The organism is Reichenbachiella sp. 5M10 (genome assembly GCF_002742335.1).
In the GTDB taxonomy this organism is placed as follows: domain Bacteria; phylum Bacteroidota; class Bacteroidia; order Cytophagales; family Cyclobacteriaceae; genus Reichenbachiella.
Genome location: NZ_MDGR01000007.1, coordinates 1,050,989 through 1,068,980 on the forward strand (window position 1 = coordinate 1,050,989; position 17,992 = coordinate 1,068,980).

At 46.7% G+C, this 17,992-nt stretch carries 11 protein-coding genes; all 11 read left to right on the forward strand.

Annotation, left to right across the window (positions count from 1 at the left end):
- Positions 1 to 16: 16 nt before the first annotated feature.
- The 11 genes from BFP72_RS04360 to BFP72_RS04410 all read left to right on the forward strand — a co-directional run bounded on the left by BFP72_RS04360 (position 17) and on the right by BFP72_RS04410 (position 17,909).
- Positions 17 to 1,738, forward strand: coding sequence for a hypothetical protein (locus BFP72_RS04360; protein ID WP_099597979.1), 1,722 nt, complete (start codon positions 17 to 19; stop codon positions 1,736 to 1,738).
- Between the two features lie 19 nt (positions 1,739 to 1,757).
- The gene (locus BFP72_RS04365; protein WP_099597980.1) at positions 1,758 to 4,967 is read left to right on the forward strand and encodes a TonB-dependent receptor; all 3,210 of its coding nucleotides are present in this window, start codon (positions 1,758 to 1,760) and stop codon (positions 4,965 to 4,967) included.
- Positions 4,968 to 4,985: 18 nt separating this feature from the next.
- Positions 4,986 to 6,740 carry a RagB/SusD family nutrient uptake outer membrane protein gene (locus BFP72_RS04370; protein ID WP_099597981.1) on the forward strand — a complete coding sequence of 585 codons (1,755 nt, stop codon included), beginning with the start codon at positions 4,986 to 4,988 and terminating at the stop codon, positions 6,738 to 6,740.
- Between the two features lie 181 nt (positions 6,741 to 6,921).
- Positions 6,922 to 8,547 (forward strand): arabinan endo-1,5-alpha-L-arabinosidase, encoded by a 1,626-nt coding sequence (locus tag BFP72_RS04375; RefSeq protein WP_099597982.1) that lies wholly within the window; start codon positions 6,922 to 6,924, stop codon positions 8,545 to 8,547.
- Positions 8,548 to 8,621: 74 nt separating this feature from the next.
- On the forward strand, positions 8,622 to 10,637 hold the full coding sequence (locus tag BFP72_RS04380) for an alpha-L-arabinofuranosidase C-terminal domain-containing protein (protein ID WP_221406470.1): 2,016 nt from the start codon (positions 8,622 to 8,624) through the stop codon (positions 10,635 to 10,637).
- 4 nt (positions 10,638 to 10,641) lie between these two features.
- The gene (locus BFP72_RS04385; protein ID WP_099597984.1) at positions 10,642 to 12,180 is read left to right on the forward strand and encodes an alpha-N-arabinofuranosidase; all 1,539 of its coding nucleotides are present in this window, start codon (positions 10,642 to 10,644) and stop codon (positions 12,178 to 12,180) included.
- Between the two features lie 7 nt (positions 12,181 to 12,187).
- Entirely contained in the window at positions 12,188 to 13,771 is a 1,584-nt protein-coding gene (locus BFP72_RS04390) for an arabinan endo-1,5-alpha-L-arabinosidase (protein WP_099597985.1), read from the forward strand.
- A complete protein-coding gene (locus BFP72_RS04395) occupies positions 13,771 to 14,772 on the forward strand; it encodes an arabinan endo-1,5-alpha-L-arabinosidase (RefSeq protein ID WP_099597986.1) in 1,002 nt (333 codons plus the stop codon). Before BFP72_RS04390 ends, BFP72_RS04395 begins: the two co-directional genes overlap by 1 nt.
- A 51-nt stretch (positions 14,773 to 14,823) precedes the next feature.
- Positions 14,824 to 15,024 (forward strand): HTH domain-containing protein, encoded by a 201-nt coding sequence (locus tag BFP72_RS04400; RefSeq protein WP_099597987.1) that lies wholly within the window; start codon positions 14,824 to 14,826, stop codon positions 15,022 to 15,024.
- A gap of 153 nt (positions 15,025 to 15,177) precedes the next feature.
- Complete coding sequence (locus BFP72_RS04405; protein ID WP_099597988.1) at positions 15,178 to 16,836, forward strand: family 43 glycosylhydrolase; 1,659 nt, start codon at positions 15,178 to 15,180, stop codon at positions 16,834 to 16,836.
- 89 nt (positions 16,837 to 16,925) lie between these two features.
- Entirely contained in the window at positions 16,926 to 17,909 is a 984-nt protein-coding gene (locus BFP72_RS04410) for a glycoside hydrolase family 43 protein (protein ID WP_255397154.1), read from the forward strand.
- Positions 17,910 to 17,992: the final 83 nt, after the last annotated feature.

The following is a 17,992-nucleotide window of genomic DNA, read 5'->3' on the forward strand; positions in this document are numbered from 1 at the left end:
AATAAAATTTAATTTTATGAAAACAACTATACTGATAAGATGCGCTTTGTGCGCAGCATTTTTTGTAGTATTTAGCTTGGTGGGGTGTGACGAAGATTTAGATATTTATACTATTGATGCTCCCTCTGACTTACAAGCAAAGATCGACTCAATTGCAGCGGCCAAAGCAGGCTTAGACACTGGAGATACAACCTATATCGATATCGCTACAGCGATAGTTGGAGCTGAAGACAACAGCTCTGCATGGTGGACAGCTTTCTCGGATTACCTCACGATACCAGCAAACAAACGCTTGCATCTAGAGTTTGTCAACCACTCAGGTGCAGAAAATTGGAACAACTGGAACTTGGCAGTGACCAATGAGGTAGCAGACCGTGATGGAGACGGATATGCAGAATATTTTGTCCTCCGTTCGGATGCTTTTGGCTGGGGGGGAGGTATGGTCTCAGAAGGCTATGCTTTCGACGTGGCCTTGATTACTCAAAACTATCCCGACACGGACGGAGATGGAGATATCTGGAATGACTTCCGTGCGACCATGCAAGGCGCATACGTGACACTCGAAGTGGATCACTCTGTCACTGGCAATGTCTATGTGACCGCTACTGCCCTAGGGACCAATGGTACAGAGCTAGTTATGACTTACCAGCAGGAGGTTTCTGCGGTAGATGATATTATAGCTTTCTTGGTTTGTGATGGCAGCTATTTTGAGATAGAAACGGCCTATCTATTGCCGTCTCAAGTCACGGTGGTAGACGATGTGGAGCCGGTCTCTATAGCAGTGGAAGGAGCTCCGGCGTTTGTGGAGATAGGCAATGAAAACTTCTGGGGAGATGCCATCGCTACGGTGACATTCGCGGATGGTTCATCTGCACAAGTCGACTCTACGGATATCTCTTTTACCGTTGTGCCTGATATGACTACACTCGGAGAGAAGACTGTGCTTGTGGCATACAGCAAAACGAAGCAGGGCGAATATACTTCGGCGGTATCAACCTATTACACATTGGAGGTGACCAACTCTGTCGTGAGCATGGAAGTGACGACCTTGCCGACCATATCCGAATACTATTTCTATAGCAGTGACCCAATCATTTTCAATACGACAGGTATTGTCGTTACGGCTACATATTCTGACGGGTCAACGGGCATTGTGCCCAATGAAAATCTTCAGTTTGGTACCGTACCAGCTGCCGCAGGTGCTCAGACCGTTGAGATCTCTTATGTAGGAGCTACGAGTACAGTGACCACTACATGTCCACTTACACTAGTACAGGGCACGAGTCAAGTAGGTGCTACTGATTTCTCCACGGGTTGGTGGACGGCATTTTCGGATGATTATGCAGTGACGTCTGGTTCGAGTACGATAATTACCATGTACTGTTACTCCAACAACCTCGCAAATTATCACAGTCCTAGTACAATTCTTCGCAAAGCGGATTTGTCCGAATATGCAGTCGTACGCATGGATAATTTTGGCTGGGGAAGTGGATATGACGGCATAGTCACTCCGACATCTGATTGGAATTGGGACATTTTCACTTCAAGCATAAGTGGCTCCAAGGTAGTCATCACCGTGACGAACAATGGTGACAATACAGCGGATATACGTTATGATGTGACCTATGCGACAGGTGAAACTCACTTCCAAGAGTATGCAGGTATAGTAGTGGATAGTTCTGATCTGAACTGTGCGCTCGTCCTTGAGGGAGCATATCTCGTGATTGTTAATAACTAAGGTATAAAGCATTTAAATTATGAAATATATATATATAATTCTGTTGGGATTGCTGGTGCTCGCACCGGCAGCATTCGCAGATGGAATTGGTCATGCCGACCTGATGTCAATGGCTCAGCAAGACGACATCACAGTACAAGGAAAAATCGTTGACGATACGGGAGAGCCACTGCCAGGTGCTACTGTACAACAAAAAAACTCAACGAATGGTACCATTACCGATGTGGATGGCAATTTCTCACTGACTGTTCCTTCAGACGCCACCTTGATGGTGACATTCATTGGGTTCAAAACTAGAGAAGTCACGGTGGGAGGCAGGACCGATCTGGGTAGCATCGTGTTGACCATCGATATGCAAGAACTCGAAGAAGTGGTCGTCATGGGCTACGGTACACAGCGAAAAGTAGACCTTACAGGTTCTGTGGCTATCGTGGATACCGAAGAGATGAAGAAAGTATCCAACTCCAACATCTCTACTATGCTCCAGGGGCGAGTGGCCGGAGTGCAAATCACCTCGGACGGTCAACCAGGAGCAGATCCTGCCGTGCGTATTCGAGGCGTGGGGTCCTTTGGCAACACCTCACCACTCTATATTGTCGATGGTGTGATCATGGGTACAACGATACGTGACTTCTCACCAAATGATATCGAATCAGTCCAAGTACTCAAGGATGCATCGGCTGCTGCAATCTATGGTGCACGTGCGGCCAACGGCGTGGTGATCATTACGACCAAGTCGGGTAACAAAAACCAGCCGATGAGAATCGATTACAGCGGTTATGTGGGATTCGATCAAGTAGAGAAAGACGTCTATGACGTGATGGATGCGGAGCAATATGGAGAGTATATAAACATGGCATTTGGCAACAGTGGCATGGATGTGCCTTCTGGATACGACTCAAACAGTGCAAATTATTTGTACAATGCCGATGGTACACCAAAAGTGGACACGAATTGGTTCGATGAAACTTTCAAAACAGGTATTCGTCAAAACCACAACATCAACTTGTCTGGTGGTGGAGAAAACAATACCTACAATGTAGCGCTTGATTATTTCAGTCAAGAAGGAACAATGGAAGGTGCCGGACCGAATTTCGACCGTTACACGGCACGTATTAAAAACACGATGGACGTCAAGTTTGTCAAATTCAACACCAATATCGTGTACAGCCACAGTGACCAGGACAACATGGCCCTTAGCAATGCCAACGAGTACGTGCAAGGGCTGTATGGGTCACAATTCCCTGTGATGGCCTCTGCGCTGCTGTTGCCACCGACAATCAAGGCATACGATGAATCGACTTGGGTATTAGATGACAAGCTTTCAGCGGCATCAGAATATCAATATGATTCTTACGGTTACGGTACATATTATGACGATATTCACGGAGACTTGCGAGTGACCAATGTCTTGCTTACCAACAACTTGCTGGAGAGAAACTCAAAGGTTGACCGTATAGTGGGCTCGGGCTCAGCCAATGTAGACTTCTTGGACATGCTTGGAGTGGAAAGCAACAATCACAAGTTGAGTTACAACCTAAACTTGTCATACAGCAAGACGTTTGTAAAGGATTTTACTTTCGTGCCTGCTTTCATACAGAGTACGACCAACTACTTGACCAAGAGCAATGAGACTCTGACTCAGGAGTACCGTACCTACAGCGCTTCGCTAGTAGAAAATACGGTAACCTACGATGGACATATTGGACGTCACCATATCAATTTGCTTGGAGGTCAGTCATTTCAACGAGAGCTTCATCATAGACTTACGGGAATAGGTAATAACATGCCCGAACCCTACTATTTGCAAGTAAACAACGCGCAAGAGACTCAAGCATCGAGTTTTGAAAGCGAACACGTACTCGCCTCGTATTTTGGGAGACTCAACTATGATTTTGATGAGAAGTACTTGATTTCGGCAACTGTACGTCAGGATGGATCGAGCCGTTTCCCTCCAGGGAGCAATTTGGGGTTGTTTCCTTCGGCTTCAGCAGGTTGGAGAATCGACCGAGAGAGCTTCTTTCCTGTATCCGAATCATTGATTAGTCTACTCAAAGTTCGTGGTAGCTATGGTGAACTAGGCAATGAAAATATCGGTGATTACTTGTATATGGGGCTCATGGCGAGAGGTGACTATACCTATAGCTTGGGCAACAATAAGGTCACGGGATCAGCTATATCCGATTATGTAAACACAGGGATCAGCTGGGAAAAAAAGAAAACCCTTGATATAGGACTTGATCTAGGGATGTTCAACGATCAGTTGGAATTCACTTTCGATTGGTATGAATCCACTTCAGAGGATTTGCTTTTTGATGTAGCCGTACCGGCCAATGCCGGAGCTACCAACGGTACAGTAGTGATGAACGCTGCGACGATGGTCAATACAGGATTGGAGTTTTTGTTGACCTATCACAACAACAATGGCCCTGTGAAGTTTGATGTTTCTGCCAATTTCTCTACTCTCAACAACGAGGTGAAAAAATTGGGTGTGTCAAACGAACCACGTACAGATGCCTTTTCTCGAACAGAGGTAGGTCGTGAAGTAGGTTCATTTTATGGATATGTCTATGAAGGGATTTTCCAGTCTCAAGAAGAGATTGACAATCGTGTCAATTCAGAGGGCAACTTTATTAACCAGAACGGAGCACAACCCGGTGATGTAGCTTATGCTGATCTCAACAATGACGGAGAGATCACCAACGAAGATCAAACTTTCTTGGGGAGCGGTCTTCCTAAATACAACTTTGGGTTGAATGCACGTGCCGCATGGAAAGGCTTGGATTTGAGCATCATGACCTATGGTGCGGCAGGATTCAAAGCGGTCGATTTTGTCGACTTGACCTTGAGAGGTTCATACGGAGCACTCAACAAGAGTACAGAGCTGCTGGATGCTTGGACTCCTACCAACACAGACACAGATGTGCCTCGTGTGGCCAATAGATCGACGGGTTCTATCACCAACGATATGTTCAGTCAGCGTTTCATCCAAGATGCTTCTTATCTGAAAATTGCCAACATTCAAATCGGGTACAACTTCCCAGAAAGTTGGTTTGGAGATTATGTCAATAACGTTCGAGTGTATGCAACTGGTCAAAATTTGTTCACTTTCTCTAAATACAAAGGGTACAACGTGGATTTTGCTGGAGGGACGTTCACACCTGGATATAACTATGCGTCGTACCCAACACCACGGACCATATTGGCCGGTGTTCAGTTTTCATTCTAATCAAAATAAGGTATCAATATGAAAGGTATATATATAATTCTAACGACGTTGGCACTGATGGGAGGCATGATGGCCTGTCACGACCAACTCGAAGTTCAGAATCCAAACAATCAGACAACCTTCGATTTTGGGGATTCAGAGTCAGAGCTTCAGGAGACTATCATAGCATGCTACAACCGTATTCGTCTTGATGGTACATTTGCCCGTGTGGGTTATACTTTGGATGCTGTACGTGGGGATGAAGTCTGGAACTCCTCTCAGCAGTGGTATTTGGAGTATGACAACCTCAACTCCCCAGGTACTATCGGGATTGGAGATGAGTGGCCATGGAGAGACAACTACCATATCATCAACCGTACAAACTTTGTGCTCTCCAAAGTCGATGAAGTAGAGATGTCAGAAGATGCTTACAATCAGATCGCAGGGCAAGCTCTCTTTCTCAGGTCTTTGGCCTACTACCATTTGGCTACTTACTACCAGACGGTGCCTTTGATCGTAGACTATGCAGATTACTCGGATATCAATACAATGTATGCGGCCAACAATACACAAGACGAGGTATTTGACCAGATAGAGATCGATCTTGCTGCAGCGATGCAAATGTTGCCTTCGAGAAATGAAGGAGGAGAATGGGCACAAGGTCGTGCAACAAGTGGAGCTGCTGCCGGATATCTGGCTCGTGCACTGATGTTTCGTCACAAGTTTGACGAGGCTTATCCAGTACTCAAAGACATTATCGCGGGTATGTATGGAACCTATGCACTGACAGCTGACTATGGTGACAATTTCAGGGAAGACACCGAAAACAACTCCGAGAGCCTATTCGAAGTTCAGTTTATGGATTTTGGCACAGGAGGTACAGACGAAGAATGGACTCCTGTAAATATCAGTAGAGAAGCCACTCAAGGGCATGCTGTAGAAAGCAACTTCGCTTCTCAGGAATTGGGTAGCTGGGGTGATCTAGCAGGCTCACCTTGGTTGTACAACTTGTTTAAAAAAGAAAACAGCACGGATGGTCGTCTTGACCCTCGCTTGTACTGGACATTGGTCACCTACGAGCCAGAGTACAGCAACTACACTGACCTCAATACTGCAGCATACCCCAATGGAGACCCGCGCAACAACATGGTCTATCAGCAAGAGGTAACGGAAACTCCACTATCCAACAATGCTCAAGGTGGGATATCCATAGCGAAGTTTACCAATGCACGAAACAACATATACAGTTCGATCACCAACGGGTTGCAATGTGGAGTAAACCTACGATTGATGCGGTATAGCGATGTATTGTTGCGTGCCGCTGAGTGCGAAAATGAAATCAATGGGCCTACACAGGTTGCGATTGATTACATCAACGAAGTACGTCGACGTGTAGCACTCGAAGACCTTCAGCTTTCTGATTTTTCGTCTGCTGATGCGCTTTTCGAGCAAATAGCGAATGTTGAACGTCCGAAAGAGTTCGGTTGCGAAAACGGTCGTGGTATTGATTTGCTCCGTTGGGGATTCTTTTACGATGCAGGTCGTCTCAATCAGCTGGTGGAGCACGGTTATTACAAGCGAGACGGCACGGCTTCTACCGAAGAGCTGACGGCTGCTACAGCGGATGATTCTTCGTTTGAGTATTTCAACCCCGGCCATGAGTATTTTCCAATATTCCAAGGGACACTCAATGCCAACCCAAATTTGGAAGGCAACTCGGCCAATAAGAATGAGGACAATGCACCTGCTTTCAAAGCCAAGTGGTCTATTCGACCAGTTGTAGACTTGAACTAAACAACAAAAAACAAAGACTCCTTATCGATGTACTGTTTGTATGTCGATAGGGATGCCTTTCAGGTTAAACCGACGGACCTATTATGATAAAACACAACGAGGTGAAATTTGGTGAATCCGCATTTGCAGGCTTTAAAAATAGAGCAGGTCATGGCACCAGATTAAGATAAATAGATGAGAAATGAGACATAAGTATTTACTGTTTTTATCCGTCAGCCTAGCGACTCTATGGTTTGCAGGGTGTAGCAACGAGGATTTAGAACCTACCGGCATCACTATAAAAGAAGAGACAGAGGAAGAGACTGAAACGGATACTACCTATACCATTCCTTCATACGTGGACGATTATGCAGCGATGGCTTCATGGAATGACCGATCGGATTGGAATTTGGCCAATGTACATGACCCGAGTGTTGTATATGACGGGGAATACTATTACATGTATGGTACCAATGCATCCTATGGAAATGCTCACGACGGGCATGGGCACTTTCATGGTCGTCGATCCAAGGATTTGGTTGATTGGTCTTATATAGGAGCATCTATGTCAGAAACCCCCGCTTGGGTCAAGGACACCCTAAACAACATGAGAGCTAGAGTGGATTTGGATCCAATAGTTAATCCCGTATTTGGACATTGGGCCCCCGTCGTGCGAAAAGTCGGAAACGTCTACCGCATGTATTACAGTATTGTCGTAGACAATCTGATTGGGAATGGACTGCCATTTTCTCAAGATAATTTTGACAATACATGGACAGAAAGGGCTTTTATAGGCATGATGGAAACCTCTGATCTTTCGCAAAACTCTTGGGAAGACAAGGGGATGGTCGTTTGTTCAGTATCCGATCGGGGAACTGATTGGCAGAGGTCATCGACCAACGATTGGAGTGGTTATTTTAAGTACAATGCTATTGATCCTTCTTATGTCATTACACCTGAAGGAGAGCATTGGCTTTTTTATGGTTCATGGCATAGCGGTATTGCTGCGGTTCAGATGGATTCGGGTACAGGTCTGCCTTTGCACACATTTGATAGCACAGATGAATCCACTTGGGGTACACACATCTACACTCGTACCCAGGGCTCCAGGTGGCAGGGATCAGAAGGTCCCGAGGTGATTTATAACGCTGAGACGGGATATTACTACCTGTTTTTGGCCTATGACGGCTTGGATGTACCCTACAACACGAGAGTCTGCCGAGCAGAAAATGTTACAGGACCTTACAAGGGGTACAATGGATCAAGTGTGACCAACGGAGGGGATGTTTACCCCATACTAACACACCCATACAAGTTTGACAATCACTCAGGGTGGGTTGGTTTTGCGCACAATGCCATGTTTATGAATGAAGAATCTGGAGATTGGTTGTATGCTTCACAAGCTCGACTGCCTGCCAATACAGGAGGGAATGCCTATAGCAATGCCATCATGATGGGGCATGTAAGACTAGTACGATGGACAGAAGACGGATGGCCAGTGGTCATGCCCGAACGATACACCGCTGTCCCTGAACAAGCAATTGGTGAAGATGAACTCGCCGGTGACTGGGAGCAGATCACACTACGCTACGAATACGGTACACAGCAGACCTCTTTGGCTCTCTCACTATCAGCAGATGGGAAAGCTACGGGTGCCATGACTGGAGATTGGTCATTTGACGAGACTCAGCAGATCCTCACCATTGGCAGTACCCAGCTGTGTGTAGAACGTGAGGTGGATTGGGAGGCAAGCCCGAGAGTATTGACCCTTGTATTCGCTGGGTTGAATTCATACGGAGAATCTATCTGGGGGAAAAAAGTACAGTAGCTACGAAGGCTAGAATAAAGAAGAAAAGTCAAAAGGAATCAGATCATAGGATCTGGTGTAAGAAATATAAACGCATGAATAAAATTTTAAACCACATTTTGGGTATAGGAATGGGTGCAGTACTCGCTTGGGGCTGTAGCAACGCCACATCAGAAAAGCCAGCTTCTCAGGCTCAATCGGCTGACTTTTGGATCGACTATCAACGAACCATCGCCAAAGTAGAGCCGACCATGTATGGGATATTTTTCGAGGATATCAACTTCGCCGCGGATGGAGGCATCTATGCCGAAATGATCAAAAACAGGTCCTTCGAATTTGATACGCCGATGATGGGGTGGACTCAGCCCAACAGTGACCGCCATTCGATGAACGAAGCATCAGGGTTCGCTTCAGTGGTCAATGTAGGATATGACAAAAAGAACAGCCACTTTCTGCGAGTAGAGGTCAACAAATCAGGGGCTTTTGAACTCCGAAACGAAGGATTCAGAGGCATGGGGATCAAGAAAGGTGAAACCTACGACCTCACCCTCGAGGCGGCAGAGACCTCCGGAGATACGAAGATGAGAGTGCAGTTGATCGATAGCTTAGGCAAAGTACTCGGTGAATCGGTAGTAGATCCAAATCAGAAAATATGGAGTAACTACGAGGCTTCTATCCAAGCTACAGCGACAGAGGCCAAAGCCAAATTGAATATCATCTTTGAAGGAACTGGATTGGTTGATTTGGATATGGTTTCACTCTTTCCTCGTGATACTTGGATGGGTAGGTCCAAAGGTCTTCGCAAAGATCTTGTACAGCTTTTGGCGGATTTGGAACCAGGATTTTTGAGATTTCCGGGGGGATGTATCGTGGAGGGTAGTGAGCTATCCAAACGTTACCAATGGAAGAAAAGCGTGGGGCCGATAGACCAACGAGAAGTTCTCATCAATCGATGGAATACCGAGTTTGCCCATCGTTTGGCTCCAGATTACTTCCAGTCTTTTGGATTGGGATTCTTTGAGTATTTTCAGTTGTCGGAGGATTTGGGAGCAGAACCTTTGCCGATCTTGAGTTGTGGAATTGCGTGCCAGTTCAATAGCGGTGAACTCGTGCCGATGGATCAGCTGGACCCCTATATCGAAGATGCACTGGACCTGATTGAGTTTGCCAATGGAGGGACTGATACCGAGTGGGGATCACTGCGTGCAGAGATGGGGCACCCAGAGCCATTTGATATGAAATACATCGGAGTGGGCAACGAACAGTGGGGGCCCGAGTACATCAAGCGCTACAAGGTCTTCGATGCGGCCATCAAAGCTCGTTACCCAGAGATGATAGTGGTCTCAGGATCGGGACCTTTCCCAGAGGGAGAGCAGTTTGACTATGCGATGCAAGAACTCATAGAGATGAACGTAGAAATCATCGATGAGCATTTTTACAACAGTCCCGAGTGGTTTTTGGCGAATGCCAAACGCTATGATGACTATGACCGAAACGGCCCGAAAATATTTGCCGGAGAATATGCTGCACAAAGTGTCGCTATAGCTTCTCCCGACAACAAAAACAACTGGGAGTGTGCCCTGTCAGAAGCGGCGTTTATGACGGGGTTGGAGCGCAATGCAGAAGTAGTGAACCTGACGTCTTACGCTCCTCTTTTTGCCCATGCGGATGGCTGGCAATGGACTCCAGACATGATCTGGTTCAACAACCTCGACGCATACGGTACGGCCAATTACTATGTGCAGAAACTCTATGCAAACAATCCCGGTACGCACGTCATTCCACTTCAGAGAGATGGAGAAGCAGTGACAGGTCAGGATGGATTGTATGCATCAGCGACACGAGACGAAAAGGCAGGAGGGCTTATCATCAAAATCGTGAATACTAACAATTCAGCGATGCAGGCCAATTTCGATGTGGTAGGTGTTGAACTGGGAGATCAAGTAGTCGTAGAGGTACTGGCTACACAGGATTTGGAGGCTGTCAATTCGTTCGACGAAAGCGACAAAATCAGCCCAAGGATAGTAGAATCAAAAAGAAAAGGAAAGAGTTTGACAGTTGATTTAGAGGCGTTGTCTCTGTCAATCATCAAAGTAGGAGTGAAAAAGTAAGGACATGAAAAAAGCATTATTAGCAATCGTAGCATGTGGACTGGTTGTATCAAGCCACGCACAAAAAGCAACGGTGACGATCCAAGCAGACGAAGGGGAGTACATCATCAATAGGAACATATACGGTCACTTTGCCGAGCACCTGGGACGATGTATCTACGATGGAATCTACGTGGGAGATGGCTCGTCGATCCCCAATACAGAAGGTGTCCGGACGGACATCATCGATGCCCTCATCGAATTGAAAGTACCTGTGCTCCGATGGCCTGGGGGATGTTTCGCAGACACTTATCACTGGATGGATGGGATCGGTGATCGTGCAGATAGACCAAGTATCGTCAACCAATGGTGGGGAGGCACCACCGAAGACAACAGTTTCGGTACGCATGATTTTTTGAATCTATGTGAACGGATTGGAGCAGAGCCGTACCTCGCCGGAAACGTAGGGAGTGGGCAAGTCAAAGAATTGGCAGATTGGGTGCAGTACGTCAACCACAAAGGGGGTAGTCCCATGTCAGATCTCAGGATAGAGAATGGTCGCACCGAGCCTTGGAACGTCAAGTATTGGGGTGTAGGCAATGAAATGTGGGGCTGTGGTGGCAATATGGCGCCTGAGTTCTATGCCAACTTATTCAGGCAGTACAGCACGTTCATGACGGATTGGTCCAACTCTGACAGGCTATATAGAATTGCATCTGGGGCCAATGGTGCGGACTACAATTGGACCGAGGTATTGATGCGTGACATTCCTAAACCACTGATCGAAGGAGTTGCCTTACATTCTTATTCGGTGATTGATTGGGGGAAAAAGGGACCTGCCAAAGACTTTAGCGAAGACTTGTATTTTGCTACGATGAAGTCAGCACTCTTTATGGAGGAGTTGGTCACCAAGCATATAGCCATCATGGACAAGTACGACCCAGAAAAGAAAGTAGATCTGATTGTTGACGAATGGGGAGGGTGGTACGATGCACCCGAAAGTCAGACCATGGGAGTTTTGTATCAGCAAAATACCATGCGTGACGCCATGATAGCAGGGACGACACTCAATATTTTCAACAACCATGCGGACAGAATCAAAATGGCCAACCTTGCTCAGATCGTCAATGTCTTGCAAGCTGTGATCTTGACTGACAAGGAAAAACTAGTACTGACACCTACCTACCACGTCATGAGAATGTACAACGTACACCAGGACGCGACGTTATTGCCGATGGAGTTGACGACTGCTGATTATGTATACAAGGATGAAAAATTGCCAGCTGTATCGGGTTCGGCTTCAGTTGATAGCAAAGGTGTGACGCACATCTCTTTGGTCAACATCGATTCGAAAGAGTCACAGGAAGTGAGCCTACAATTGCTTGGAACGAATAGCAAAAAAATGAGCGGAGAGATTTTGTCATCGGACAAATTGCAGGATTACAATTCCTTTGATAAGGGTACGCTAATTGCTCCAGAGAACTTCAAAGGCTTCAAGAAAAAGGGAGAAGAGTGGGTAGTGACTTTGCCACCGTTTTCGGTAGTAGTCTTGGAAGTGAAATAAATCAAAAATGAAACGCGTGAAGGAAATGAGGAAGATCGTAGTAGGTAATAAGTTTTTAATAGTAGTAATAGTTTTGATCACATCACTGGGGGTATTTACCTCCTGTGATGATGACCTAGGGCCGACGGGTATTACGACCAAAGATCCTTCGGATACGTTGGATTCCAATCTAGGTGATGGACCTATTGATTTCTCTCAGTTTCATGATACTTATGCGACACTAGCCCCTATTTCGAATGTTTACGATTGGGCGCACTACAACGTGCATGACCCCTCCATCATCGACAATGGGGATTTTTTCTATTGTTATACAACTGATGTAGCTTATGGCACATCTGTCAGACCCGGGCATCAAATTCGGCGAAGCAAAAATCTAGTGGAGTGGGAATTTGTCGGTTGGGTAGTAGGAGGAGACAACCTACCAACAGATCAGGTGTCTGATAGAGGGTACCCACCATTGGGGTTGGACCATATCCGATCCAATGGAGGAGAACCTTTTGATAACTTATGGGCGCCTTATGTCATGAAGGTAGGTAGTGAATATCGCGTGTACTATTCGATATCTTCGGCTGTGCCTCGACTTAGTGCCATCGGGTTGATGGTCTCTGAAAAGCCTTATGGACCATTTGAAGAACGAGGGCTTGTTGTGACTTCTTTGGACAATTCTACGCGACAAACCAATGCCATAGATCCGACAGTGGTGGTGGGAGAGGATGGAGTACATTGGTTCTATTATGGATCGGCATGGGATGGTATTTACAAAATCGAATTGAATCCATCTACGGGTTTGCCAAAACAAACGGGAGATATTGGAACAAGAGTAGCACAAAGAGCCTTTACGGGGCATAGCATCAATGGAAACATCGAAGGACCCGAAATCATTTACAACGAGGAGTTCGACAAGTACTACATGTTTCTCTCCTACGACTGGTTGCAGACCAAGTACAATGTCCGGGTCGGACGGTCCGACTATCCTGAAGGACCATTCTATGACATGCTGGGTCGTAATATGAACGATGAGGTGGATGACCTACCGATGATTTTGGCACCCTACAAATTTCGGGGGCATTCTGGTTGGCAAGGAGTTTCTCATCCGTCTGTTTTCATCGATCAGGAAAGCAAAGAATTTTATATGGCACATCAAGGGCGTCCAGGAGAAGATAGCTACTACATGCTCTTGCATGTCCGACAGATTCACTGGAGCGAAGATGGGTGGCCGATGGTCAGCCCAGAGCGTTATGCGGCTGAGGAGGAGAGGTCAGTGGAGCACGGTGAGGTTGCGGGTGATTGGGAGCAGATCGTCATGGACTATCAAGTCGTTCCAGGCTATGGGGACGAACAAGTATCTCCTGATTTTCAAGTCAGCATGGATTTGGCGATTCATTCGGATGGTACAGTGTCTGGCGCATCTGTGGGCACATGGACCTACGAGTCTCCGTGGTTGATATTCGATCTGGAGGGAGAGTCTGCTCCATTCAAACTCAAAGTAGAACGAGGCAGAGACTGGGAAAATGAGGTTGGAGAGACGCTTCTATTTACGGGATTGACCACTGAAGGAATAGCATATTGGGGTAAAAAAATGGTGAAGTAATGAAAAGTATCAAGGGGATTGTAATAGGGTTTGGGTTGAGTTTGTGGTATCCACTAGTATTCGCTCAAGGCGTATATGATATAGGGGTTCACGATCCAGTCATGATCCAGCATGAGGGTACCTATTACCTCTACTGCACCGGTTGGGGAATCACGGCCTATTCGTCCAAAGATTTGAAAACCTGGACTTCTGAGCCGAGAGTATTCGACAAGCCCCCGCAGTGGGCCAAGGAGGCCGTCACGGATTTCACCGGACATATCTGGGCACCAGACATATCTTTCTATGATGGTAAATATTATCTCTACTATTCGGTTTCATCCTTTGCTAAAAATACGTCTGCCATTGGTCTGGCTACCAATGTTACATTAGATCCAAAATCTCCAAATTATCAATGGAAGGATCAGGGCATGATCATTCAGTCCGTACCCTACCGAGACCTATGGAATGCCATAGATCCCAACATCGTCGTGGATGAGGAAGGGTATCCATGGATGGCTTTTGGCTCTTTTTGGGATGGGATGAAGGCGGTGAAGCTGATCCCTAACCGCACGGCGATAGCCCAACCTCAAGAATGGAAAACCATTGCCCGAAGGGAGAGAAGTTTCGAACTGGACGACAAGGATCCAGGCGACGCAGCGATAGAGGCACCTTTTATTTTCAAAAAAGACACGAGCTATTACCTCTTCGTGTCCTGGGACTATTGCTGCAGGGGCAAAGAAAGTAGCTACAAGGTAGTGGTGGGGCGCTCCGAAAGTCCATTGGGACCCTTCATAGATCGAGAGGGCAAGCCGATGAATCAGGGAGGCGGTACCCTGGTCGTAGAAGGCAATGATCGCTGGGCAGGCGCTGGGCACAACAGTGCCTATACTTTTGATGGGAAAGACTATCTGGTCTTTCATGGCTATGACATGCAGGCCGATGGTCATGCCAAATTGATTATAAAAGAGATCAAATGGAGCCAAGACGGCTGGCCCGAAAAAATTGAATTGAAAAACAAATAGGCAAAGGGAGAGAGACGAGGTGGAAAGGTGAATGCCTAAAAAGCTTTGAATATGGATTATTTCAGCTATTGGAAACATTTAGAGTACACCTTAGAACTGATCCAGAGAGGGAGATTGGCTTCCCCTAGAGATTTGACCGAAAAGTTTGACTGTTCGGAGCGAACCGTCAGAAAAATGATCAACGATCTGCGTAGAAAGGGGCATAATATTAAATACTCTCGACGGATTTCTAAGTATGTCATAGAGTCTTGAGAAAGCCTGTAATCGGTTGATTTACATGTATTTAAATCAGAATAAAAAGTAAACGGAAAAGTTGTTGCCGTACCATGGGTTAGCATTGAATAGCAGGAGATACCTGTCAACAATGTATAACGGATCTGTTGATAGATCCACAATTTAATAATCATGATAAGACAATTACTACAATCGACCCGCAGGGGTCTGGGCATTTTCCGACCGATGTATTTCGGTGGGATGCTGCTGTTTTCGCTACTTTGGATCACGGATGTGACGCAGGCACAATATGCACCTAGTCATGATCCATCTACCATGATTCGCAATAGCGACGGTAGGTATTGGATTTTTACAACTGGCGATGGGGTGTGGGCTATGTCGTCCAGCAATGCTGACTTTACTGATTGGCGGCCAGAGCCGACACCGTTTGCCATAGGGACTTGGCCAGGATGGATCAGCAATTATGTCAGTGGCTTCAATGGCTTCTTTTGGGCACCGGATGTGATCAAAGTTGGAAACACTTATTTTCTGTATTATTCATGTGCGGGCAATGGAGCCCCGGCGGCTATTGGAGTCGCTACGGCTACCAACTTGGCTGGGCCTTGGACTGATCAGGGTATGGTCGTCGCTGGCAACAATGCCATCGATCCTGCGCTGTTGTTAGACAATGGTCGTCTATGGATGTCGTGGGGCAACTGGCAAACCGGAATTGATATCATCGAATTGAGTACCGCTACAGGTAAGCCTATTTCATCATCTACGCACTTGGTGAGTGGTCAAGTAGAAGGTCCTGGATTGATGAAGAACGGAGGATATTACTATCTCTACTATCAGAGAGGTCTATGCTGTGGAGGAGTCAATAGTTCGTACTACATGGTGGTAGCGAGAGCTACGAGTATCACCGGTCCATATACCAACGAGCGAGTGTTCCTGCCTAATCAAAACGGAAATATCATCGGTCCGGGACACTTTGGCTATGGAGAAGGGCGTCTGACCTATCACTTTTACGATGGGAATGATAACGGGAATGCAAAACTAATGACGCGCTCAGATTTTGGCTACAGCAATGGATGGCCCTATGTAGGCGCTCCTCCTAGCCCCGTGGTGTCTGGAGGAACCTACCGCATTGCCCCCAGGCACAGTGGGAAAACAGTGGATGTCGTCAACTGTGGCAATACCGATGGAACCAATGTGAATCAGTGGTCATGGCTCAACAACAACTGCCAAAAATGGATTTTCACAGATGCGGGCAACGGTACATGGAGAATATCACCTGCCAGCGCCAGTGGATTGGCACTCGATGTGGCCAACTGCAGCGCGGATAATTTGGCCAACGTACAGTTGTGGTCCTGGCTCAACAATGACTGCCAAAAGTGGCACCTGGTAGATCGGGGAGGAGGATATTATTCCTTAGCCTCTGCAGCCAGTGGTAAATGTCTGGATGTAAATGGTGTGTCTTCGAGCGATGGCGCCAACATGATCCAATACACCTGCTACAGCAACAGCTACAATCAGCAGTTTAGTCTCACACCAGTGAATATCGGTGCAAGGACAGCCGACGACATTGAAAACAAGTCGCTTGCCGATGCGTCATTGGTACAGACATATCCCAATCCAGCGCAGGACTTTATAGAGATCAAGATGCCGGGAAACAAGGAATTGACTACCTCTCTGATGCTTTACAACACTGCGGGCGCACTGGTGAAGCACGAGGACTTTGTGGATCACAGTTATTCACTGGATGTAAGTGATTTGGAGAACGGTCTGTATGTGATCGTTTTACAAAATGACGAACAAAAATTAAATAGAAAAATTCAAATACTGAGGTAACGTTGGTTTCACCTGCATTTGCTTACGAGCAGATGCAGGTTATGCTTTGTTTGGTTTAGTATGCTTTGAGAAGTTTTTAAATTAACTAAATGATGAAAAGGACATTGGTAATATTGATGGGCGTGCTGGTTGGTGCCGGCTGTACTACTAAACAAGGGCAAGCGTCTAAAAAGGACAAGGACATCACTGCCCAAAATCCCATTTTCCAAAATGTATTCACCGCAGACCCGGCGCCTTTTGTTGCCAACGATACTTTCTATATCTATACAGGGCACGATGAGCAGGCACAGGGGATAGAAGGCTTTCTGATGAAGGACTGGTTGTTGTTTTCGTCCACGGACATGGTCAACTGGGAGCAGCATGGCGCCAAACTTCGTGCCACTGATTTTGCGTGGGCCAATGGTCAGGCATGGGCAGCGCACACAGAGCAAAAGAACGGCAAATACTATTGGTATGTGACCGTAGAGCACGGTACTATTCCAGGCAAGGCCATTGGCGTGGCGGTAGCAGATCACCCGACCGGCCCTTGGAAGGATGCCAAAGGGGAGGCTTTGATCACCAACGATATGACCAAGCAGACGGACATATTTTGGGATGATATCGACCCGGCAGTATTCGTCGATGAGGACGGGAGTGCCTACATCTACTGGGGCAATACCGTGCTGAAATGGGCCAAACTCAAAGACAACATGATCGAGCTGGATGGTCCGATACAGACGATACCTGTGCCCGAGTTTACGGAGGCGCCTTGGGTGTTCAAGCGTGGCGCTTTTTATTACCTGATCTATTCGGCGAGATTTCCAGAGGAGATCGACTATGCCATGTCCGATAGCCCGGAGGGACCTTGGGAATACAAGGGCAACCTCAATGGTGCATTACCCAATTCGCCCACACATCATGTAGGGGTAGTGGAGTACAAGGGCAACTGGTACCTTGTATACCACAACGGTCAACTCCCGACAGGGGGTGAGTTTAGACGATCGGTCTGCATCGAAAATCTCTACTTCAACGAAGATGGAACCATCCAACCCATCACCCGTACGACTGCCGGCGTGAGCGCCATTGCGAATTAATTGATAACAAGACATTGAGGTATGAGCCATGAAATCTGTGCATGACGCCATGGCTTTTATACCTACGCTGATATGATGACCCT